At 57.1% G+C, this 22,359-nt stretch carries 18 protein-coding genes; 4 read left to right on the top strand and 14 right to left on the bottom strand.

All coding sequences use genetic code 11. The features are described 5' to 3' along the window. Positions 1-4 precede the first annotated feature (4 nt). The 13 genes from folD to ACZ5DH_RS13815 all read right to left on the bottom strand — a co-directional run bounded on the left by folD (position 5) and on the right by ACZ5DH_RS13815 (position 15,627). The gene (gene folD / locus ACZ5DH_RS13875; RefSeq protein ID WP_464254835.1) at positions 5-907 is read right to left on the bottom strand and encodes a bifunctional methylenetetrahydrofolate dehydrogenase/methenyltetrahydrofolate cyclohydrolase FolD; all 903 of its coding nucleotides are present in this window, start codon (positions 905-907) and stop codon (positions 5-7) included. A 617-nt stretch (positions 908-1,524) separates the two neighbouring features. Next, a complete protein-coding gene (gene eno, locus ACZ5DH_RS13870; protein ID WP_464254834.1) occupies positions 1,525-2,823 on the bottom strand; it encodes a phosphopyruvate hydratase in 1,299 nt (432 codons plus the stop codon). A gap of 109 nt (positions 2,824-2,932) precedes the next feature. Next, the gene (locus ACZ5DH_RS13865) at positions 2,933-3,724 is read right to left on the bottom strand and encodes a type III pantothenate kinase (protein ID WP_464254833.1); all 792 of its coding nucleotides are present in this window, start codon (positions 3,722-3,724) and stop codon (positions 2,933-2,935) included. A gap of 103 nt (positions 3,725-3,827) precedes the next feature. Then, complete coding sequence (locus tag ACZ5DH_RS13860) at positions 3,828-5,561, bottom strand: translation initiation factor 2 (protein ID WP_464254832.1); 1,734 nt, start codon at positions 5,559-5,561, stop codon at positions 3,828-3,830. Between the two features lie 183 nt (positions 5,562-5,744). Beyond that, positions 5,745-6,785: a mechanosensitive ion channel family protein gene (locus tag ACZ5DH_RS13855; protein ID WP_464254831.1), complete on the bottom strand. Its 1,041-nt coding sequence runs from the start codon at positions 6,783-6,785 to the stop codon at positions 5,745-5,747. A 201-nt stretch (positions 6,786-6,986) separates the two neighbouring features. Continuing rightward, entirely contained in the window at positions 6,987-7,361 is a 375-nt protein-coding gene (locus ACZ5DH_RS13850) for a hypothetical protein (RefSeq protein WP_464254830.1), read from the bottom strand. Continuing rightward, complete coding sequence (locus ACZ5DH_RS13845) at positions 7,325-7,609, bottom strand: hypothetical protein (RefSeq protein ID WP_464254829.1); 285 nt, start codon at positions 7,607-7,609, stop codon at positions 7,325-7,327. The genes ACZ5DH_RS13850 and ACZ5DH_RS13845 overlap by 37 nt, the downstream gene beginning before the upstream one ends. Positions 7,610-7,617: 8 nt before the next feature. Further along, positions 7,618-7,932 carry an ElaB/YgaM/YqjD family protein gene (locus ACZ5DH_RS13840; protein WP_464254828.1) on the bottom strand — a complete coding sequence of 105 codons (315 nt, stop codon included), beginning with the start codon at positions 7,930-7,932 and terminating at the stop codon, positions 7,618-7,620. Positions 7,933-8,382: 450 nt separating this feature from the next. Beyond that, positions 8,383-10,197 (bottom strand): KUP/HAK/KT family potassium transporter, encoded by a 1,815-nt coding sequence (locus tag ACZ5DH_RS13835; RefSeq protein ID WP_464254827.1) that lies wholly within the window; start codon positions 10,195-10,197, stop codon positions 8,383-8,385. A gap of 458 nt (positions 10,198-10,655) precedes the next feature. After that, positions 10,656-11,048, bottom strand: a complete 393-nt coding sequence (locus ACZ5DH_RS13830) for a DUF488 domain-containing protein (protein ID WP_464254826.1) — start codon at positions 11,046-11,048, stop codon at positions 10,656-10,658. Next, entirely contained in the window at positions 11,045-12,283 is a 1,239-nt protein-coding gene (locus ACZ5DH_RS13825) for a sugar transporter (RefSeq protein ID WP_464254825.1), read from the bottom strand. Before ACZ5DH_RS13825 ends, ACZ5DH_RS13830 begins: the two co-directional genes overlap by 4 nt. 678 nt (positions 12,284-12,961) lie before the next feature. Further along, complete coding sequence (locus ACZ5DH_RS13820) at positions 12,962-13,879, bottom strand: LysR family transcriptional regulator (protein ID WP_464254824.1); 918 nt, start codon at positions 13,877-13,879, stop codon at positions 12,962-12,964. A gap of 116 nt (positions 13,880-13,995) precedes the next feature. Beyond that, positions 13,996-15,627, bottom strand: a complete 1,632-nt coding sequence (locus ACZ5DH_RS13815) for an outer membrane homotrimeric porin (protein ID WP_464254823.1) — start codon at positions 15,625-15,627, stop codon at positions 13,996-13,998. A 301-nt stretch (positions 15,628-15,928) separates the two neighbouring features. Here ACZ5DH_RS13815 and ACZ5DH_RS13810 point away from each other — a divergent pair, with 301 nt between their 5' ends. From ACZ5DH_RS13810 to ACZ5DH_RS13795, 4 genes are all read left to right on the top strand, one after another. Beyond that, entirely contained in the window at positions 15,929-16,393 is a 465-nt protein-coding gene (locus ACZ5DH_RS13810; RefSeq protein ID WP_464254822.1) for a CYTH domain-containing protein, read from the top strand. A gap of 31 nt (positions 16,394-16,424) precedes the next feature. Beyond that, on the top strand, positions 16,425-17,063 hold the full coding sequence (locus tag ACZ5DH_RS13805) for a hypothetical protein (protein WP_464254821.1): 639 nt from the start codon (positions 16,425-16,427) through the stop codon (positions 17,061-17,063). A gap of 78 nt (positions 17,064-17,141) precedes the next feature. Next, entirely contained in the window at positions 17,142-18,710 is a 1,569-nt protein-coding gene (locus tag ACZ5DH_RS13800; RefSeq protein WP_464254820.1) for an SLC13 family permease, read from the top strand. A 256-nt stretch (positions 18,711-18,966) separates the two neighbouring features. Then, the gene (locus ACZ5DH_RS13795; protein ID WP_464254819.1) at positions 18,967-19,092 is read left to right on the top strand and encodes a hypothetical protein; all 126 of its coding nucleotides are present in this window, start codon (positions 18,967-18,969) and stop codon (positions 19,090-19,092) included. Positions 19,093-19,354: 262 nt separating this feature from the next. Here ACZ5DH_RS13795 and ACZ5DH_RS13790 read toward each other — a convergent pair whose 3' ends face one another. Beyond that, positions 19,355-22,297 (bottom strand): hypothetical protein, encoded by a 2,943-nt coding sequence (locus ACZ5DH_RS13790; protein WP_464254818.1) that lies wholly within the window; start codon positions 22,295-22,297, stop codon positions 19,355-19,357. Positions 22,298-22,359 lie beyond the last annotated feature (62 nt).

Below are 22,359 nucleotides of genomic sequence, written 5' to 3'. Positions count from 1 at the left end.
GCCCTCACCCGCAAGGCATTTCAACGTGGCCATGCTCTGACGACGATTCGCCAGCCGTGCGTTGCCGCCAGGAATGAACGGTGTTCATGAGCAGCATGGCTATGGTCATGGGGCCTACGCCGCCGGGAACGGGCGTGATGGCGGAGGCTTTGGCGCTCACGCTTTCATAGTCCGCGTCGCCGCACAGGCCGTCGGGGCCACGGTTGATGCCCACATCGATGACCACTGCGCCCTGGCGCACCATGTCGCCCGTGATAAGGCGCGGCCTGCCGATGGCAAGAAAAAGAAAGTCCGCACCGCGGCATTCCGCCGCGAGATCGGGAGTGCGGGAATGGCAGATGGTGACGGTGGCGTCGCCGAATTCGCCGGAGCGGGTCAGCAGCAGGGCAAGGGGCTTGCCCACAATGTCCGAGCGCCCCACCACAACGGCCTTTTTGCCCCTGGTGGGCAGGTTGTAACGGCGCAGAAGCTCTATAACCCCGGCAGGCGTGCAGGACACAAAGCCAGGCAGCCCGAGCGAGAGCCGCCCCACGTTTTCGGGATGAAATCCATCCACATCCTTTGCCGGGTCAATGGCCAGCAGGCAGGCCTGGGCGTCCAGCCCCTTGGGCAGGGGCAATTGCAGCAAAATACCGTCCACATCGGGCCGGGCATTGCATTCCCTGATACGTTGCAGCAGCTCCTGCTGCGCGGTATCAGCCGGCAGGCGATAGGCAAAAGAAACAATGCCCACGTCGACGCAGGCTTTTTCCTTGTTGCGCACGTATACTTGCGAAGCCGGATCTTCACCCACCAGAATAACAGCCAGACCCGGCGCGCGGCGACCTGCGGCCCTGGCCTCGCCCACTTCGACAGCCAGTTCGGTGCGGATATCCTGCGCGGTCTTCTTGCCGTCAATTACTATCATGTATTGCTCCATGGATTTTCCGTCCACAGGTTCGCAGACGGTTGACATCATTCTGACCTACGAAATTGCAGTATAGACTGCCCAGCTTCCAATCTCAAGCGCTCCGCCCACGTTATCCACCCCGGTCTGATCGCGCCTGCCCCGTGCCCATGGCAAGGCCCGGCAATCATTGCGGAACAATACTGTCAGAGCCCGCGGCCACAGTGCGGCCACGGGCTCCTATTTTTATATCTGCCAGAAATCCAGAGCGATTTTATGATGTACCAGCTCTGGCGGCTGCGTTCGTTGGAGCAGCCTGAAGGCGCACGCGCCGTTTTCCACCCGGTTATGGCGGTTACTCCAAATACGGCGGACACGGCAGGCGCGGCGCTTACGGCACAGTAAAAATTTTAGAGCATTTTAACTTTGAAAAAGTGTAGATGCTCTAACGCTGCACGAAAGTGCAGCGCGCCACAACGTGGCGTGGATTCAGCCGAAAATCGCATTTTTCGGCTGAATGAAAACTTTGAAATGTGAAGCATTTCAAAGGTAATCTGCTCTAGGGGGTGGGGGCGTGGGAGAGGGACCCTTTTGCAAAAGGGTCCCTCTCCCACAAGGCATTTCAAAGGTAAAACGCTCTAGTCGTCGGAACCGAGGGAATAGTATTCCGCCAGCATGGGGCCGAAGAATTCGGCATCGTCGCCCAGCTCTTCTTCAATACGGAGCAGCTGGTTGTACTTGGCCATACGCTCGGAGCGGCACAGGGAGCCGGTCTTGATCTGGCCGGAGTTGACGCCCACTGCCAGGTCGGCAATGAAACTGTCTTCCGTTTCGCCGGAGCGGTGCGAGATCACGGTGGTGTACGCCGCTTCCTTGGCCATCTCGATGGTGTCCAGGGTTTCGGTGACGGTGCCGATCTGGTTGAGCTTGATGAGGATGGAGTTGGCCACGCCCTCGGCGATGCCCTCGGCCAGAATGGAGGGATTGGTCACAAAGACGTCGTCGCCCACCAGCTGCACATGGTCGCCCAGGCTGGCGGTCAGCATTCCCCATCCGTCCCAGTCGCTTTCGGCCATGCCGTCTTCGATGGAAATAAGGGGGTATTTGCGCGTGAACTCGGCCAGCCATTCGCTCATTTCGGCATTGTTGAAGGTCTTGCCCTCACCGGCCAGAACGTATTTGCCGTCCTTGTAGAATTCGCTGGCGGCCGCATCAATGGCCAGGGCCACTTCAGTGCCGGGATTGTAGCCAGCTTCTTCAATGGCCTTGATAATGTAGGTAAAGGCTTCATCATGATCCTTGAGGTTGGGGGCAAAGCCGCCCTCGTCGCCCACGCTGGTGACGTGGCCGTCCTTCTTGAGGATGCCCTGGAGGGTATGGAAAATTTCCGTACCGATGCGCAGGGAGTCGCGGAAGGTCATGGCCCCCACGGGCATGATCATGAACTCCTGGATATCCAGGTTGTTGGGGGCGTGCGCGCCGCCGTTGATGATGTTCATCATAGGCGCGGGCAGCACCTTGGCGTTGATGCCGCCGAGGTACTTGTAGAGCGGCAGGCCCAGAAACGAAGCCGCCACCCTGGCGCAGGCCATGGACACGCCAAGCATGGCGTTGGCGCCCAGACGGGACTTGTTGTCCGTACCGTCGAGGTCAATAAGGGTATTGTCTATCTGCACCTGGCGCAGCACATCCATGCCGAGCAGGGCGTCGGCGATTTCGCCGTTCACATGGTCCACGGCCTTGGTGACGCCCTTGCCGCAATACCGCGCCTTGTCGCCATCACGCATTTCAAGGGCTTCACGGCTGCCGGTGGAAGCCCCGGAAGGAACGGCGGCCCGCGCTCTGAGCCCGGACTCCAGGGTCACTTCCACCTCAACGGTGGGATTACCGCGCGAATCCAGAATTTCACGGCCAAATACCGAGGCAATGCTGCTCATGTGTGGCTCCTTTGCCCTCTTGGGCTTGTTTTCTTTATACGCTAACGCAAAATGGCGCTGATTCCGCCCGAAACGGGCGGCAGATATGTTTGCTCCGTCTACGCGGGCATCAGAGCGCCGTGCGCTCTTCATAGTACAGCCGCCGCAAACCCTCAAGCAACAAGGTGGGCAGAACGTGATCAAAAACCGGGCTTACCCGTGCAATGGAGGCCGCAAAGCCCCCTGTGCCCAGCACCTTCACAGGGCCGGGCAACTGTCTTTTAAGCCTTTGCGTCAGCCCCTCCACCATACAGGCAAAGCCGAAGACCAGGCCATGCTGTATGCTGGTGGTGGTGTTGCGCCCCGGCATGGGCTCATCGGCCCGCACGTCCAGATTGACTCTGGGCAGCTTGGCGGCTTCGCGCGAAAGCGCGCTCAGCGCCGTGCGCGGGCCGGGAAAAATCAATCCGCCCATGTAGGCGTCACCGTTGACGCAGTCAATGGTGACGGCGGTCCCAAAGTCCACCACAAGCAGTCCGGGCGCTTCGGGACACTGGCGGCGCGCCGCGTAAGCGCCCACCAGCCTGTCGGCCCCCACTTCGCCGGGCCGTTCGTAACGATTTTCGAGAGGAACCGGCAAATCCATGCCGACACAGAGCAGGGGGCAGCCCACATACCGGGACACGGCCTCGCGCAGCAGGGGATCGAATCCCGGCACCACGGATGAGGCCACGCAGGCCTTGAGGCTTTGCGGCGCAATGCCCGCATGCCCCAATAGAGTGATGAGGCTGAGGCCGAGATTGTCTGCCGTTTGCCCCACATCGGTGCGCAAGGTATATGAGGTCGACACCTGCCGCTCGTGCGCCAGCCCGATCTTTATGGACGTATTGCCAATATCGAAAAGTAGAAGTTCAGGCTGCATGGGGCCTCCGCACGGGTCTGGAGTGGTTCACCCCAATGATTATGCCCAATTGGCCCGTGCTTCGCAAGGTGCGCGCAGGCCCTGCCCGTGGAGCGCCGGTTAGTTATCGCGGCGCGTCTTGAGGCTCCGCCGGGGGCGCGCCAGCCGGGGGCGGCGGGGGCGCGGAAACATCGACCGGAGCAGCGGGAACGCCAACTGGGGACGCGGAGATGCCAGCAGGGGACGCTGAAATGTCGGCCTTCCGGCGCACTATAAGCCAGCCGGGATTTTCCCACACCACCTGCCCGTACTTTTCCAGCGTGTCGCGGTCTTCGGGCCTGTCGCTGATAAGCCATGGCAAGCCGGAATTCAGCCACACGTCCACATAGCCCGCGGGACTCTGGGTGCGCAGTTTCTCATTGGCAAGCCACTGCCGCGCCTGGTCAAGATTTTTGTTGTAATACGGGTGATAGCCGTCCTTGAAGGTGAGAAAAAGCCCGCGCTGGGCGATATGCCGCACGCCCAGGTCGCCGGAGTTGCTGAACACGACATCTCCGGGAACCGTCAGTTCCCTGAGGGCTTCAAGCGCCTCGCGGTGGCTTTTGGCGCGGGCCGCGTCTTCTTCTGCCCTGGACACATACGGCAACGGAAGCCCTGTTTTTTCCGCTATGGCATACAGGGCGGCCATGTTCTGCCTGTCGCCATTGCAAAGCAGCAAAAGCAGCACTGCCAGCGCGCAAAAACCCGTGCGCAGCCAGCCGGAAAACCGGGGCCAGAGTAGGCCGAGAGCCCCGCCGATCAGTATCCAGGCAAGGGGCAGAAGATAGCGCAGCCCGCGCACGAATTCGTGCGCCATGGGCAGCCGCCCCATACGCGGCGCGAGGAGGGATTCCAGCCAGGAAAATGTGGCCACCAGCGCAAGGGCCAGCACAAAGGCCGGACACATGGACGCAAGGCGCCGTAACCGCTCACTGCCGTGCCGCAGCACCACAAACCAGCTGCCAAGTCCGGCCAGCAAAATCCAGAACACGGGTTTGTCCAAGGACAGAAAAAGCGCCAGCCGCCTGGCAAAATGCCCGTAATCCTTGGCCCAGCGTTGGGAGAAGAGCGCGTGAAATGTTTCGAGTTCCGCTGGCCCGAGAGCCTGCTTCTGCGCAAGCGAAGGCCAGAGAAAGAGCAGCACAGGCACAAAGTAGACCACCAGACACAGCACAAGGCTCAATATATGCCGTGACCATGTCCAACCCTGCGGCCTGTGAAAGGCAAAGGCCAGAAAGAACATGGCCCCTGTGTTCAGCGCCCCCAGACTGTGCACCCACATGCCCAGTCCGGCAACGAGCATGACTGCCGGACGCCAGGCTGCATGGCGCAGCGCGGTCATGGCCCCCATGAGCATAAAGGGCCACAGGGCGGCAAAGAACGTGCGGGGTATAGGATCAGAATGGGTGACGCCCCAGAAGGTGCCCCAGCCCACCCATACGGTGATGCTCATGAGCAGGGCCAGTATCAGGGCTGGCCCAGGCCTGCCGTAGAGCCAGCGCCCCAGCAGATACATGCCCGTCAGATAGACGAAGATGATGAGCGCGCCCGCCCGCAGCAGCCCCACAGCGTACTGATCGCCAGGGGTCAGGATTTCGGCCGCAAACTGTTGCAGATTCCAGAGCGAATTGGCGGGCGTCGCCTCGCGCAACAGGGGGTCGGCGTGAAAATTGTCAGGCAGATGTTCGCCAGCCATGGCAAAGGCATAGCAGGCAAGGTCAGTGTCCAGTTCGGCGCCCCGCCCTGAAAGGGACACAATGCCCACGGCCACTGACAACGCATAAAGCGCAGCCAGGATCACAAAAAATGCGTCAGCCACACAGTTCTTGCTGCCGTGGCTCCCGGGGCGGGGACAGTCAACCATCGGTTCACCAATAGATATGAAGTGATATCAGGATATTATAATTTGATCCCCTAAAAAAGTAAAGCCCGTGATCGTCTGCAAGAGCAAGCTTCGGCGTTTCAGGGGATGCAAAAACACCAAATTCACTATTCTGAAAAGTCAGGGCTGCGCGGAGGTGACAGGCGCAGAGGCGGCGTCATCCTTCTCAAGATACAGGGTGCGCGTGGGAAAGGCGAAGTCTGCCCCAAGACCATGCACCACACTGATGATTTTCAGGTACACGTTGTGCCGGATTTTCATGAACTGGCTCCAGTCCGACGTATTGGCGTAGCAGTAGATCATAACATTCAGTGATGAGTCGGCAAATTCGTCAAAGCAGACCAGAATCGTCTGATCCCTGTCAATCCCATCGTCTTGCCGCAACATTTTCTCCAGGCCCTCGGCAACGGCCTGTACCTTGTCCGCATCTTCATACCGCAGCCCCACCTGCAGTTTTATACGGTAACTGGATATGCGCCCTATGTTTTCAATACAGATGGATGAAAAAACGTCATTGGGCACGTAAAGCGGATAGTGCTCAAAGGTCATGATCTTGCACATGCGCCAGCCGATTTCCATCACGGTACCCTCGACCTTGCGGTCCGGGGATCGCACCCAGTCGCCGATGTCAAAGGGACGGTCGAAATACAGCATAAGGCCCGAAAAGAAATTGCCAAGAATGTTCTTGCTCGCAAGACCAATGGCAATGCCGCCGATACCGCCGAATGTCAGCAGGCCCGCAAAGCTCACGCCCAGGTACTCGCCAAAAAGCAGCATGACGCACAGGCAGATGCCCGCTTTGAGCAGACGCGCCACCATACGCCCCAGCGTGGCGTCGCCGCTGGTTTTCGCCAGGTGATCGCAAAAACGGTTAATGCCCAAAAAGGCTTCGCGCATCAAGATAAGGATAATGACAACGCGCTGAAAAATATCAATATAGTTCGGATTTATGAAGGAAATGCCAAACTTGCCCGCAAGCTCGCGCGCGCAAAGGCTTGTGGCCACCACAAGGGCGCAGGCTGCGCACACGCGGGCCAGATGCACCACGATGTTGGCGCTGCGCTTCTGCCCCCGTATGGTGAAATAAAAAAGGATGACCGTCACAACGGCGGCTATGGCATACCTGTCTGTCAGAAGCGCAATAATTTCTTTTTCGTCCATACCCGTTGTTCCGCATCACACTCTGGAGCATTTAAGGAAACGCTGATTTATTCCGTTTGGCGGCGTTGTTTCACTTTTTTTGAAACAGTCGAAGACGGAAGGGTCCACTCCTGCTTCAAGAAAAGATCGCGCCTTGCCAAACGAAACGACTGCGCGTTTCCAACAGGCTCTTTAATCAGTGTTTTCTTAAATTGCTCTGATTCATTTCATTCGTAAGCTGCTCCAGGCTGATGTGCCGCCGGCGGCAGCGCCGCCCTGGCCGCCCGTTTCATTTCCCGCGCCGGAACCGTCGGCGGTCTTGCCGGGACGTTCCTGCGTCAGACCGCTCTTCAGGCGGACGGCCAGATTTTTGGCAAGCGCCCTGCCCACCATCTGGAGCGACAGCGCCGCCAGGGCAGGCACAGCCCGCCCCGGCCGCAACCATTTCCAGCCAAGGCCGAGCAAAAAGGCTCCTCCCGCGCAGGAGAGGGGGCGCGCCCGCACCAGGGCATAAGGATCAAACCCTGCCGAAGCCTCGCGCAGACGGCACTTGGCTTCTTTTACTGAACCTGTTTCTTGCGTGGGAGCGACAGCCACAACAATCCTCCGGCGATGCCCGCACAGACCAGGCCCATGATACACAGAACCCAGACCGGATGCAGAATTACCACAAGAGCCTGATACAGGGCTGCGACCAGAAAAAACACGGCCACAGCCCCGAAGATCAGGCCAAGAACCAGCAGCGCGGCCATGCGCACCGTGAGCAGGGCAGAACGCTGCAACTGCCGGCCTTCCGCTTCCAGCAGGTCAAAAAAGCGGATCACAATTTCGGTAAGGCCGTTCACGCCTGAAATCACCTGTCCTGACGGAAAAAGCGCGAGATCACATACCCCGCGCCAAAGGCCAGCAGCAAGCTGCCAAGGGGGTTCTGGCGGATGTGTTCGCTGATGCTCTCCACACCGTCATTGCCGGCGCTCAGGGCTTTTTGCAACTTTTCCCCAGCCAGCTTCTGGTATTTGTCAAACTGGTCTTCAAGGTCCGCGGCCGCCACTGCGGTGCGGCCCGAAGCGTCTTGTTCCACGGCCTTGGCGAGGTTTTCAATCTGCTTGCGCAGTGTCTGCAGTTCTTCCTTCAGGACATCTATATTTTCTTCGGTCTTGGCGGTCATACTATCTCCTTTGGGGCGCGTGGCCCGTATATATGGCGGGTGGGCATTGCGTTCATCCATCCCGCCATCTTCTTCCTACCCTAATAGCATCGGGGTCGCAACGAGCGGCCTCTTACACCGGCACAGGGGCACTGCGGCCCAAATGCGCCAGAAACCCTTTTTCTGGCAGGGCGTACTTTGCACAGCCCAGATTTTAGAGCAATTTAACTTTTAAATTGCTCTGACGGCTGCGTGAGCAGACGTTCGCTACGGAGGCGTAAGCGCAGTTTATCTGCGCGGTTAAACTCCGAAGTGAGCGTGCCTTAAACTTTGAAAAAGTGTAAATGCTCTAACGCTGCACGAAAGCGCAGCGCGCCGTAACGGCAGAGCCTGCCCACGCAACCCGGAACGATGTCACTTATGCTCTCCCCTCATCCGGCCGCCGTAAAATACGGCCGGGGCAGGGAGTGACTACAGGACAATGCGGCTGATAACCCCGTGCACTGACTGCAGGGGAAGTTTGTAGAACTGCACAAAGGGCGGAGCCAGCTTTTTGATGACAGCGTAAATCTTCCAGAGGGGCGAACGGGTCAGGATGTCTTCCACGCCGTAGAAGATGGCGCGCGATTTGATGCCCGCCTCGCCAAGGATGGCGTCCACGTCCACAACCTCCATATACCCCGCCGTGACCGTGAATATCTGTATGCCCTCCACGGGCGACTCCTCAAAACGGCATTCCACGCCGAGCGGCTCATAGGTGCGCGAGATGCTCAGCATGATGTTGCGCTCATAAATGATGCCATTGTCGAACATGGTCTTGCAGATATAGGGCGATACTTTGTCCAGGCTGCGCAAAAAGAATATGGCCGTGCCCTTGATGGTGTGACCTTCCTTTCTCTCTTTAGTGAATTCCTTGATGAAGGATTCCCTGTCCATAGGCACCATGCGCTGGTAGACGGCCTTCTGCCCCTGCGTGTAGATCAAAATGACAGCCAGAGGGATCATGGCAATGACCAGCGACCAGTAACCGCCGTGGGGCAGTTTGTAGAAGTTGGCCACCAGATAGATCACGTCAAGCATGCAGATGCCAAAGGCCGCGGCGCACAGCCAGGGGCGCTTTCTCAGATGGAAAATCCAGACCATGAGAATGCCCGTGATGGTCATGGTTCCCGTAACGGCCAGGCCATAGGCGGCCGCCAGCCGGTGCGACTCCTGAAAGCCAATGATGACCGAGGTCACCGCCACAAAAAGCGCCCAGTTCACCGAGGCTATGTAAATCTGCGAATGCATTTCCCTTGAGGTGTAGTCCACCTTGAACAGGGGCATGACGTGGGTGGCCATGCACTGGTACATGATGGAGAAAATGCCGCTGATAAGCGATTGGGACGCAATAATGGTCGCCAGCAGGCTCAGCACCAGAAAGGGGGCGTACAGCCAGCTCGCCTGACTGTGGATCATTTCAAAGAGCACATTGCTGGTGTCGGGATGGTGTACGAGAAAGGCCGTCTGGCCCATATAGCACAGCAAAAGGGCCGTGAACACCAATGCCCAGGCGGCAAGGATGGGCTTGCGCCCCATATGTCCCATATCCGCGTACAGGGCTTCGCCGCCAGTGGCGCACAGGATGACTTCCGACAGCACAAAAAAGCCGGTCCACCCGTGGTGCAGCATAAAATTGATGCCATACCAGGGGTTGATGGCTTTCATCACACTCGGAGCCTGACTGAGCGCCACCACGCCCGAACAGGCCAGGGCCGCGAACCATACGACCATGACCGGGCCGAACAGGGCGGAAAGCTTGCTGCTGCCCTTTTTTTGCACAGAAAAAAGAAAAATGGCCACAAACAGGGCCAGCGCCACCAGAACCCCTTGCGAGGTGTCTTCCAGGCCGGGAAGGAGCACCAGCCCCTCCACCGCCGACAGAATGGTGATGGCGGGCGTAATGACGCCGTCGCCCACCAGCAGCGACACGCCAATAAAGGCCAGCACCGAGGCCACGCCCAGCTTTTTGCCAGACCGCAACAGGGGCCGCAGGATGGAAAGCAGCACAATGGTGCCGCCTTCGCCGCCTTTGCTGAGACTCATGGCCAGACAGGCGTACTCGACCGTTACAAGCAGCAGAAGAGTCCAGATGATTAATGAAAGAATGCCAATAAAATTCGCTTCCGTTCTTTCGGTCATCAAAAAGATAACGGCCAGCGTATAAATGGGGCTTGTACCGATGTCACCGAAGACAAGACCCAAGGATTTTATAACATTGGCAGGGGAAATTTTTTGTGTGTCCATGAAGCCTCCACTAAGCAAAGCGGACACTATAGCAGAGAATCGAGTCTGGCAATACTCGGCGCAATGTTGATAAAAACATGTTAAATACCAGTAAAATGCGCCTTGCGTTCGCACAAGAAAGGCCGCCATTCACGCAAAAACATGCCGCCTGTGCCTCATCTGACCGGCGTTTGCCCGCCGGGCCGGGAGCGGCGCAAGGGAGTGACGCGAACGCAAAAAGCCCCCTCCCGCAGCAGGGCGGCGCAACAGTGTGTTCAGGTGAGCGCTGCAAGGGAGCGGCCCTGGGCAGCGCCAGGAGCCGTCTAGACCAGATTAACTTTGAGAATGGACATTCTCAAAGTTTAAGACACGCATACTTCGGCGCTTAACAGCGCAAATAAATTGCGCTTACGCCTTCGCTGCGGGCACCTGCTCACGCAGTCGCCAGAGCAATTTCAAAGTGAAAATGCTCTAAACGCTCAGTCCTTTGCAGCCGCCTTGTCCCTGCCGGGCAGGGCTTCCAGATAGGCTTTCAGGGCCACAGCGTTGTTGCAGATCTCATCCTTGGCGGCATACAGAAAAACCGCAGTGTGCTTGCCCGCGAGAAGCTTCTTCAGTTCACCGACAGCCTCGCTGGCTGGCCCGGCCGCATCCAGCTCCGCAAAGTAGCGCCGCTGAAATTCCTGCCATTTTTCTCTGTCATGGGCGAACCATTTGCGCAGATCATTGGACGGGGCCACTTCCTTGAGCCACACGTCCCAGTTGGCGGTTGCCCTGGCTATGCCTCTTGGCCAGATGCGGTCAACCAGAATGCGCACGCTTCCGGGTTCAATGCTGTCATGATCGTACACGCGGTGCAGGATGATATTCACGCCTGCCCTCCTTTATCACTGGAGCCGCCAGCCTTATAATCCGGCGACGTTACGGTTGTGGATTGTGCGCCGACGCTGCGCGCGGAATAGACGCTGACAAGCACGGTGGCCAGAAAAAACGCCGCTCCCGCATAGCCTGTCATGCCCAGGCCCAGCTTGTTGAACACGATGCTGCCCACAAAAGCGCCGCTGCCAATGCCCACATTGAAGATTCCGGAATAGATGGAAGTGGCGATATCCGCCGAGTGGGAGGCAATTTCAAGAATCCTGCTCTGGAACAGCAGACCAAGCACGGCCATGCTGCCGCCCCAGAGGATGCATACGGGAATGATGGTCAGCAGCCGACTGATGGAAAGATTGAGCACCATCAGGCACAGAAAAATTATGAGCGAAGGCACAGCGAACACCAGTTTGCTTTTCACGAAGGTCAGGCGCGTGGCGAACAGGCTGCCGCCAATGCCTGACAGACCCATGACAAGCAGAAACGCGGGCACGGCCTCTTCCGGAAAGCCCCCAACCTGTATAAGCAGGGGCGCAAAATAGGTATAGGCAAGAAAGTAGCCCGTCACCGCCAGCACGGTTTGCAGATACAGAAGCGCAAGTTCCCTGTTGCGGAACAGAAGGGGAACGCTTTTGAAGGAACCCGTATCCTTGGCTTCGAGCGCGGGGAGCAGCCGCCAGAGTATCAGCGCTATGCAACTGGCCAGCAGCCCGATAAGCAGAAATGCCACGCGCCAGCCGAAATGCTGGCCCACAAGCGTACTGAGCGGCACCCCAAGCACCGTGGCCAGAGAGCCGCCCACAATGACGATGGCAATGCCTCTGGCCTTCATGGCGGGCGGCGTTATGCGGACGACAATGGGGCTTGCTATGGACCAGAAACCCGCGTGCGCGATGGCCACGCAAATGCGCGCGAGCATGAGGGTGGCAAAATTGATGGCCAGGGCTGAAAGCCCGTGCCCAAGCACAAATACGGTAAACAAAATAAGCAGCAGTTTGCGGCGTGCCACCTTTGCGGTGAGGGCCGTTATGGGCAGTGAAAACAGCGCCACGCACCAGGCATACACGGCTATCAGAAGGCCCGTAAAAGCCTCTGTTTCACCAAGGTCCTTGGCAATGGTGGGCAGCAGACCAATGGGCAGAACTTCTGTTGTAACAAAAATAAAGGCGGCCAGAGCAAGGGCGAGCACAGGAACCCAAATGCGTCTGCCTTCCGGGGTTTTGATCGTCGTCATATCTCTTCCTCAATCACACAAATAAACAGTATATCCAGTGTATTTCATACGCTGATTCTGGCGAAACACAAGCCGGGACGAGATGGGGCCGGGCTGAGCCGGACTCGGCGAAAAGGGGGTCGGGCGCAGCGGGAAGGTGCGGGCAAGGCGCGCCATGCGGATGGTAAAAAACCAGTACCCCGCGCCATTGGGCGCACAGGGCTCGCCCGACAAAAGGGCCGTCTTTACTCCAAGGAATTCTGCGGGAACCGCATCAGGTCGGCAGCGGTGTTGTCTGCCTCATAGTGCTTTTTATGAACGGCGGCGGGCATACACCTGCCTGAGGACAGGCTATACGCAAAAAGCTTTTTTTGACACAGATTTTTTATCGCACGTATTTTTTCTGACAACTGGCTGATATTTTTGTTCAAACATCCTTGCAGACTGCCCGCGGGCCCAAACGCGACAGGCATACGGAAAGAGCGCGGCGCATACTCCCCCTGTTCCACCGGCAGTCTTGAGGCCAGCGAGCTTTTAGCGGAACCGGGGCGAAAAAGCGGCAAAATGGCCCTGCCCACTCCCCGTCGCGCACCAGCCCCTTCCCGTTACTATACAGGTCGCTTGTGCGCCCATCCCGCTCTTGCTGAAACCCGAAAAAAAGCCTGCCCGCGGGCACGACAAGGGCTCGATGCAGGCTGGTTACTGCAACATTTCTTCCGAGATGGGAACGCCATGTTCAAACAGGGTGGCCAGAAAAGCCTTGGTAGTCCGGCTGAAGGCAACGCCGGGGAGCGTCACCAGAAAATAGTTGGTGTGCATTGAAAAATCTTTGACTGGCAGGGGAACAAGAATGCCGCTCTCCAGTTCTCTGATGGCGGCATGTCGGGGCAAGGCCGTGATACCCACGCCGTTGATGACCATTTGCTTGGTAACTTCCATATTGTCAACAGTCACCACAGTGGGCGGGTTGGCACGAGGCGCGTGCTTTTTCAGCCACTTGGTAACTTTTTCCGTCATACGGGCGCCCTGTTCCCGCATGATTATAGTTTCACCCACGATATCCTCGGCCTGAAGAACCTTGTGGGATCCGATAGGGGCGAGGTTCTTGCCAGCCACCAGGATGAGGGGTTCACGATGCAAAAAATGCTGCACCAGATTGGGGTGCCCGGAGGATGAACCTCCAAAACCAATCTCCAGTTCGCCGCTTTGTAGTTTGCCCGCAAGTTTGTGCGAATTGCAGATAACCATGCGGATTTTGATGCGGGGATATCGATGGTGAAAGCTGTTGATGAAAAAAGGCAGCCAGTATGCGCCCATGATGGCGGTTGCGCCTATGGTCAGTTCGCCACTTTGCAGCTCACCAAGCTCCTGAAAGGCATTTTTCAGTTCGTCAAGCACGCCGAATATTTGCTGGGTGTATTTGTAAAGAACATGTCCTTCGCTGGTAAGCCTGACGTTGCGGCAGGTTCTTTTGAACAGCACCACGCCGAGGCTCTGTTCCAGATTCTGTATCTGCATGCTCACTGCCGGTTGCGTAAGAAACAGTTCCCGCGCCACCTGTGTGAAATTGCCTTTTTCTGCTACCTTGTGAAATGCCCTGAGATTTTCAATATTCATACTGTCTCCTGATTGCGCCGCTTTTACAGGGGGGATCAAGCGGTTACACCGGAGCGCCTCGCACGTTCCGAGTCCTGCGCCCGCATGGGACCCATGCGGGCACAGGCGCAAGACCATCAGAAGCTGTAATAAAAGGAGAGGTTGCACTGCCAGGCATCCCGCAAGTTGGGATTGCCCACCCAGCCGCCGCTGGCGACAGGCCCTCTTCCCCATACACCACGCGATGTATCCAGATTGAGCATGACGTAATGCCCTTCAAGGTTCATGCGAAGATTCTTGTATATCTGCCATTCGTTGACAAGGCTGAATTCCGTGGCGCTGTCACGGGTTGTCAGATAAATGCCCTCAACACCCGCGTTGAAGTCCGTGCCGACGCGCGTGGTAGTATAATTTCCATTGGCATCTTTTTTACCAAGAAAATATTTGGCCATCACCGGATCATTGGTACCCATGAAGTAGTTGACGCGCAACGTATGCTTGAGATTTTCAAAAAAAGATATGTCCTTGAGCCTTGCGCCAAAGCCCCAGGTTCCCGTCCAAACCGCCGTGACCGCGTTTTTTCGGGAGATGACATTTCCGTTGCTGGCGTATTTTGAAAGTTCGTTGCCCGTGGTGGAGCGCAGGGTGGGCATGCGCTGCGAACCGTTCTTTATGTCGCCCGTGTCGCCGGAGCTATACCAGCCGTATACGCCGGGGATGGCCCAATCCAGCTTATATTCGCCGAGCAAAAAAGCTTCCCAGCCGGATCGGTTAAGCTCCGCGTGTTCATAGGTAACACTGCCGTACGCGAAATCCCAGGCCATGCGGAAGGGGCTGCTGCCTGTATACTCGCCGGTTACCGCGCCCCAAAAGGCATTGCCATATTCGGTAAGGCGCATGGACTGCCCTTTTTTTGTAGCCCAGACCGCCGGGAGCATGCCGGTGTATATGCTGGTGATTCCGTTGCCCATCTGGTTTGACGTGTTGCTTGGCACGCTGTTCCACGAACTGTAGCTTTTATTGATGCGGGGATTCATGACATTGGGGCCAATGGCCGCGTACATGGCCCAGGGGGTAATTTTGAGCCCGTCGAACGACAGGGGCAGAAGCAGCCCGGCCGCGTCCATATTGTCCATATAGTTTGCGGGTGTGTTGACTTGGCCGGCGAGGCTTCCGGGATAGTTGTCATTGTAAAAACGGAACCAGAATCCCGTGACATCCGCATTGTCCCCGATTTTGTACGAAGCCACAATGCCTGCCACATCGTCCTGAAAGATGTTGGATGTCTTGGCCACAAAGTTGGGCAGCTTGATCTCCTGAATGCCCATGCGCAGCTTTAGCCGCGTACTGGGAACTACCCAGTCGATATAGGCATTCTTCAGTTCCACCGCGTTGCCGTCCGAACCCAGCGAGCCGCCATAAAACTTGGTGCCTCCGGGCCGGTCCATGGCGTTGCCCCACTGCTGGTCGCCGATTTCAAACCACACGGTTCCCGAAAGATATTCCGATGCTATGGCCTGCAGCTGCAGCCGGACACGCTGGTTGGTGCCAAAATTGTCCGCCGTATTGGTCGCCCCCCCATTGTAACCGGTGTAGGCGGGCGGGTTGGGCGATTTGTTGGTTGGCCGCCCGCTGTTGGAAAATTTGCCATAACTGCCATAGTCAAAGTTTACGATCCATTGCCCCTTGATTTTGAACTCCATAGCCAAGGCCTGCAGCGGGGCCAAGGCAAGGCCCGCAGCCAGAAGGAAAGCGAGACACGTTTTCATCGGTGACCTCCCCAAAGGATATATTGTAAAAAATATACCACAAAGAGAGAGTCCTTAAAAATCATGTTGTGTAATTGTATTGATAAACTTTTGTTATGAAAGTCTGGTCGCTCAAACAGTACAGGATTGAATTGTTTCTCACCATACACGCGACATAGTATTATTTCAAGTTATAAACAAAATTTATAGCTGAAAAAAACTCTTTTGATTTTTTTGCGTAAAAAAAATCCTGTATGAATTTTCGTAAGAGATAAACGTAAAAGATGCCAATGAAACCAACAGAACTTCAAAGGAGTTTCTCATGGGCAAAGAAATCGAGCGTAAATTTTTACTCAAAGGCGACGCGTGGCGTGATCTTGCGCAGGGCACCATGTATCGGCAGGGCTATCTCAACAGCGCAAAAGAACGCACCGTCCGGGTTCGCACTGTGGGCGACAAGGCTTTTCTGACCATCAAGGGCATAACCGTTGGCGCAACCCGCGCCGAATACGAGTATGAAATTCCCTTTGCCGACTGCAACGCGCTGCTGGACAACCTGGCGGAAAAACCCCTGATCGAGAAAAAACGCTACAAAATCAAACAAGGCGAATTTGTTTGGGAAATTGACGAATTCTTCGGCGACAACAAGGGCCTCATTGTGGCTGAGGTGGAGCTGGCCAGCGAAGATCAGGCTTTCCCCAAACCCGAATGGGTGGGCGAAGAAGTGACTGGCGATCCCCGCTATTTCAATTCCAACCTCATCAAGCACCCCTTCACCAAGTGGTAAGCGGGGATTTCCCTGCAATAAGGAGCCCGTCATGTCCAATGTATTTTCCCAGAATGTGGCCACTTCAGCGGCAGATGCTGAAAAGATTGTTCCCCGCGCCGAGTTTCGTGTTTTTGGTCACGGCATCATAGAAAAGGTCAGGGAGCGCATGTGGTCTTGCGCTGCCACTCTGCACAAGGCCCGCAAGATGCCCGCGGAAACCTATTTTCTTTCGGTCAATACCACCGAGGCCAATGTAAAAGTGCGCGACGGCCTGCTGGATATCAAAACAAAAACCGGCGAAACGCCCGAAGGCTATGAGATTTTTCAGCCGCGCGGCAAGTTCCAGTTCCCTGTGAGCAAAGAGGATCTGGCGACCATTCTGGGGCATCTCAAGGTGGACATGCCCCTGGACATGCCCACGTATTCCATTGAAGAATTCATCAAAATGGCCCGCGCTCATGCGCAACTTTCGCCGGTGAGCGTGGAAAAAATGCGCTACGGTTTTACCGTTGACGGCATTATTTGCGAATTTGCCCAGGTGTGGTTTAACGGCGCACTGGTGGAATCGGCCTGCTGCGAAAGCGAAAACTATGCTGGTATGCGCAACGCCGTGGAAGCACTGGGCCTTTCCGACCTGCCCAATACAAACTACCTCAAGGCGGCAAGACGCGTTATCGGCATGGAATAGTACATTGCACCCCCGGCGGCTTTGCCCCCTCCCCTACCCCAGGGGTGAAGCCGCCTTTTTGCCTGGGAGGTTCAGGCCATGTCACAAGTGTTTACACCCCCAAAGAGTTTTGACCCCCTTGACATGCGGAACTACACGCTGGAGAAACTGCCGGAAATGAAAGGCGGCGTGTGGGCGGATCGCGTCAAGCTCGCCGGAGTGCCGCTGGCCATTTTCTTTTTTTTGTACTTTGATCTGCACTGGTGCGGCACCATTGGCGTTTTCGAAACGCAAACCAAGGTGCCTCCGGCACACTGTTATTCGGCTCTGGCCATTTTTGTCTCATCGCTCATTCTCTGGCTGGCTGAATCTATTCCCAATTACCTTACTTCATTTCTGATTATTGTTGCAGCCATCCTTACAGGCGTCATGAAAATGCGCCCCGCCTTCGCCATGCTCGGCGAACCTGTCATGATCCTCAACATTGCCTCGTTCATTATGGCCAGCGCCCTGGTGGTAACGGGGCTGGCCAAGCGCATCTGCATCTATATGGTGCTGCGCATGGGCAGCAACCTCGGCATGATGCTGCTCTGTTTCATCGGTCTGAACCTGCTGCTGGGCGCCTTTATCAGCGCAACTTCGGCAAAGACGGCCCTGCTTCTGCCCCTGTTTATGGTCATATCGGCCATGTACGGCGCCACCGGCGGTGAACACCGCAATAATGTGGGCCGCAACATGGTTCTGCAAAACCTGCTTGCCAACAACGTATCGGCGTCTGCCTTCATTACCGGTTCCGCCGCCAACCTTGTGGCTGCCAACCTGCTTGAGATGGCCGGATACAAAGTCTATTACGCCGACTGGCTCAAGGTCATGCTGCCTCTGTGCATCATCCAGTGCCTGTTTGCCTGGTATACGGGCACCCGCTGGATATTCCCCATCAGCAAGCAGGACTCGGTGCCCAAGATGGAAGGCGGCACGGCGCGTTTGCACGACGAACTGGCCAAGCTCGGCAAGATCAGCTCGGCAGAAATCCGCGCGGGTATTGTTTTTCTTGCGGTGCTGGCGCTCTGGGCTTCTGACAAGCTGATTGGCATCCGCGCGGAAGTTGTGGCGCTGGCAGGCGCCATCTGCGTACTGATGCCCAGCGTGTGCAAGCTCCCCCGACTTGGCGTCATCAAGTGGAACGATGCCGATATCCCCTGGCACATGCTTATGTTCAGTTGGGGCGCGTATGTGCTGGGAGGATTGGTGGAAAAAACGGACATCGTGGGACTGTGGATACACTCCATGCTGGATAGCTGGAATGCAGACACGCTGCCCAAGGTCGCCGTTTTCGGGATTCTGGCCCTGGTTTTCGGCCTGACCACACTGATCAGCGAAAGCAAGACGGCCAGAACCATTGTCATGTTCCCCATCATCATTGCCGTTGCCAAAAGGTTCGGATGGGATGTCATAGGATTCAGCCTGCCCATGGCTTTTCTTATCAACCAGGTGTACGTTCTCTATTTCAACTCCAAGCCAGCCAACATCAGCTACCTCACAAACCAATATTCCAGCTGGGAATCTTTCAAGTTCGGCATATTGCAAATGCTGGCGTGCATCGGGATGCTCATACTCTGGACACAGTATGTCATGCCATTGATGGGCTTTGACAGCCGGCTCTGGTAACATCCAGAAAGCTTACACCCCACAGAAGAGCCGCCCCCCGCAAAATACAGCGGGGGGCGGCTCTGGCATTGCGGCATGTGATTTTGCCGATCCGCTCCGCACGGCATGGCGAGCGCTCGTCCCCTTAGAGCATTTCAACTTTGAAAAAGTGTAAATGCTCCAATGCTGCACGAAAGTGCAGCGCGCCACAACGTGGCGTGGATTCTGCCGAGCTTTAGCCGTTGCGACGAAGGAAGCTACGGATGCTTCAAGCGTTGTGACGCAGGAAACTACGCTTGAAGACAGCATGCGTAACGACACGGCTTGTCCCATACAATCGCTGTCGCCATCCGTAAGCCCTGCGGGCGCGTTAGCCGTTGCAGCGTCAGCGGCTTACGGATAACGACAGCGACTCTTTGAGTAAGATTTTTGCGTAACTCATTGCCGTCTTTATCCGTAGCTTCCTGCGTCACAACGGCTAAAGCAACGGCTGCCGCAAAGACAGCATTGGTTAATTGAGCGGACAGCCTACTGATGGCTGTCGCTATCCGTAAGCGGTAAAGCCCCGCTAACGGCTACCGCAAATCGCATTTTCGGCTGAATGAACACTTTGAAATGTGAAACATTTCAAAGTTAATCTGCTCTAAGTCAGGCGCGGCTGCTGTTCAGCGGCAGCGCCTGATCATGTGGGCCATGTCCTTCAGGTATCTGCCATGAAAGTTCAGATAAAATGCCAGCGGTTTCCTGAAGTTTCGCCCCACGAGGTCGCCATTGATCAGTATCTTGCTTACGGTATGTCTGCAGCACAATACAAGCTGCAAACGCAACAGGACTTTTCGTTCCTTGTCCGTCATTGCGCGCAGCAGTTTGGCAAAAACGTCCTGAGCGCGCGGCAGATGGAACCAGAAATACATGAGGTCCAGCGCGTGAATACACAGGTCGCGCTCAAGACGCCGCGCCCTTTCTCCGCCATTGCGGATCAGCCTTCTGGCGCGATTCAGGTTCAGCAGTATGTCATCCTCGGGAAACATGAGTTCAAGGCGGGCGTGACAGGCGCGCAGGCTGGCCAGCTTGCCCGCATAGTCCCAGTACCGCATACGCCGGTTATTGCGGCTGTCCGCATACCCTTCGATGATGGCGGCCACAGTGTCCGAAGCGGTTTTTGAGATAATGGCGGCGCAAGGAACCATGTAATACAGAGGATCGGCCACCCCGGCCAGAGCAAGCGCGCTTATGAAAGCCGTATTGAACAGCCCGGACAGGGGAATGGCCAGCGCGCTGCGAAACAGATTGCCCACGGCAGCCGCACGGGGAAACCCCCTGTAAACATTGTGCGCGGCTATATATAAGCCATTCACCGCATTGAGAACCGTGAAAACGAACAGGGGATGGCTCTGAACGCTTATGCCCATGCATTTTTCCAGCAGCCCGATGCGCACGCCCGCCTCAAGCAACAGTACCGAAAGCCCCGTGTAGAGCAAGGAATCACATATGCGACTCACGCTCACATGGTCGCGCCAGCGCAACAGGCTCCCCCTGGCCCCTCCCCCGCCGGAAATGACCATCTGTATACTATTGCGTACGCCAGTGATGGCAAACCATATCAAAGCGCCAAACCAGGCCAGGAACCACCACTCCTGCGTATACCAGAACGTCAGCGCGGCAGGAATAAAACCCGCAGCCACCTTGAGGCAGTTGCCGATGCCCGTGTTGAGGCAGGCCCAGCCCGGCATGGTCTTGCGCCTTTGGGACGGCTCGCGCAGCAGCCCGTTGCTGTGAACAGGTTGTTGCGGGCCTGCCAGGCTGACCATATTGCCGATATGAGCCATGCGGGCCGTTTCCGTATGGGCCAGCCACCGGCGTTCGGTGCGCCGTTTGGGCTCGGGCGAATCCGGGGAATCAAGGAAGCGAATGGCGCGCTCTTCGAGCTCTGTCTGAATGGGGACAGCAATGGTGCTCACGCGCCGACGGCGTATGGCCCTTTGCGCGCGGGCGGGCAAGGTGACGGGAAAGGCCAGCCCCATGCGGCTTCTGGCTTCCCGGCTGGCAGACGCGGAACCCATGCGGCACCTCAGGGGAAGGCTGCGGTAGCGCTCCCACAGCAAGGGCAGGCGATGCAGGATATGGCGAAATTTGGCCGCGCGCCGGGCCAGGTCGGGATCAGCCCGCATGCGGCGCGCCATGCGGCTCGCCAGTTGTTTGAGGAGCGTGCCGTCGCCGCTGTTCAGAGCGTTGCGTAGCGTACTGATGGCGGGCAGGTTATGAAGGCGTCCTGCATGCCATTGGCGCGCATTGAACAGCTCCAGATGCGTGATGCGCCCCTGGCAGTCCCACAAAATTTCCAGAACATCTTCCTGGGTAAGGTCGGCCAGGCAGAGGACCAGGCGGCAGTCGGAATGCAGACTGGTCAGGCGGCGCGTCAGCCTTGCCGGAGATATGGAGCGCAGACACAGGTCGGACGACGCAGCAGGCTCATCCGGCAAGGCATCGGCGTCCTGCAATATGTGATCGGCGTCAGGCAGCCAGCGCTGGCGCAGGTCGCTGCAACTCAAAGAATCAAGCCGGCCCAGTTCGGCAAGGGCCGCATGGCCGCCATCGGCACGCAGCCGCCCGGCTTGCGCCCGCACAGAGGGAAGCACGTGGTTGAACAGACATTCAGCCAGATGCGTCACAGAAACCTGCCTTCCGCCAACATGCTGCAGCAGGGCCACGCGCGACAGCGGCGGAACGTCCATACCCAGCGAAGCGGCAAAAGTCAGGCGTGAGCCGTCGTTCCAGGCGTCCAGCATGCGCAGCACCTGTTCTGACTTCCATGCCGCCACAGCCTTGCCCTGCTCCATAAGTTCCGCCACCAGCGGCTGCCCCAGAAAATTGAGAAAGGCGCGCGCATCGGCAAAACCGCGCGGCATCCATACCAGGCGCACCCCGCGCCCCCGGAATACCGTGCTGTATTCCAGCGCCACCCGCGCGGTGATCCCCACAATATCCGCGGCCTCCAGCACTTCTTCCGCTGCCTGCCGCGGAACATGGTCGCAATACACTATGGTCAAACTGCGGATGCCCTTGACCCAGGCATCCATGATCAGATGTGTGGGAGTTTTTCGCCCGGTGCTGTGGGCATCGTGTACATGATCGTCAAGTACAAGCTGGTTCCATTCCTCTGGCATTTCAAGCAGATGGTAACGTTCCAATGTGCGGCGCACCACACGCGGCGTTCCCGTGGCCGTGCGATGAAATTCGTGGGCCAGCTCAAGCCGCTCCTCAATGTCGCTGCGAGCCACCAGATCTTTCATGATCTGCACCAGCGCTCTGGCCGTATTTATGCGCAAGGTGGAATGCGCGCTGGCCAGGGTTTCATCGTGCAGCGTCCGCAGGGCAGCCAGGCGGATTTCCGCCTGATCTTCCACAGGACTGGTCAGCAGGTTGATAACGGCATGGGCGATACGGAATCCCGGGGAGTAGACCAGTTCCTTTACGCCGTGCGGGTGCAGATTCGCGTCAAGAGCGTCGTGCATCGCGCTGCCGGTCCGGCGGCTGGACTCTATCTGCTCAATCAGTTGCAGCAGTTCATAATCCCTGGCGTCGAAGAACAGTCTTAGCGGGGACATGCGGCTTCTCCAATAAAGGAACGGCGTCTGCCGAGGTCATTCCTGCCATGTACCCCCTTTTG

This window comes from Desulfovibrio simplex (genome assembly GCF_055387835.1).
Note: the sequence above shows the minus strand (reverse complement) of the source record. Positions and strands in the feature narration are given on the sequence as shown.

What these genes read in the sequence shown, in the direction of transcription:
- folD (WP_464254835.1), bottom strand. Translation starts at nt 907, where the DNA reads ATGATAGTAATTGACGGCAAGAAGACCGCGCAGGATATCCGCACCGAA.
- eno (WP_464254834.1), bottom strand. Translation starts at nt 2,823, where the DNA reads ATGAGCAGCATTGCCTCGGTATTTGGCCGTGAAATTCTGGATTCGCGC.
- ACZ5DH_RS13865 (WP_464254833.1), bottom strand. Translation starts at nt 3,724, where the DNA reads ATGCAGCCTGAACTTCTACTTTTCGATATTGGCAATACGTCCATAAAG.
- ACZ5DH_RS13855 (WP_464254831.1), bottom strand. Translation starts at nt 6,785, where the DNA reads ATGGACGAAAAAGAAATTATTGCGCTTCTGACAGACAGGTATGCCATA.
- ACZ5DH_RS13840 (WP_464254828.1), bottom strand. Translation starts at nt 7,932, where the DNA reads ATGACCGCCAAGACCGAAGAAAATATAGATGTCCTGAAGGAAGAACTG.
- ACZ5DH_RS13835 (WP_464254827.1), bottom strand. Translation starts at nt 10,197, where the DNA reads ATGGACACACAAAAAATTTCCCCTGCCAATGTTATAAAATCCTTGGGT.
- ACZ5DH_RS13825 (WP_464254825.1), bottom strand. Translation starts at nt 12,283, where the DNA reads ATGACGACGATCAAAACCCCGGAAGGCAGACGCATTTGGGTTCCTGTG.
- ACZ5DH_RS13820 (WP_464254824.1), bottom strand. Translation starts at nt 13,879, where the DNA reads ATGAATATTGAAAATCTCAGGGCATTTCACAAGGTAGCAGAAAAAGGC.
- ACZ5DH_RS13815 (WP_464254823.1), bottom strand. Translation starts at nt 15,627, where the DNA reads ATGAAAACGTGTCTCGCTTTCCTTCTGGCTGCGGGCCTTGCCTTGGCC.
- ACZ5DH_RS13810 (WP_464254822.1), top strand. Translation starts at nt 15,929, where the DNA reads ATGGGCAAAGAAATCGAGCGTAAATTTTTACTCAAAGGCGACGCGTGG.
- ACZ5DH_RS13805 (WP_464254821.1), top strand. Translation starts at nt 16,425, where the DNA reads ATGTCCAATGTATTTTCCCAGAATGTGGCCACTTCAGCGGCAGATGCT.
- ACZ5DH_RS13800 (WP_464254820.1), top strand. Translation starts at nt 17,142, where the DNA reads ATGTCACAAGTGTTTACACCCCCAAAGAGTTTTGACCCCCTTGACATG.
- ACZ5DH_RS13790 (WP_464254818.1), bottom strand. Translation starts at nt 22,297, where the DNA reads ATGTCCCCGCTAAGACTGTTCTTCGACGCCAGGGATTATGAACTGCTG.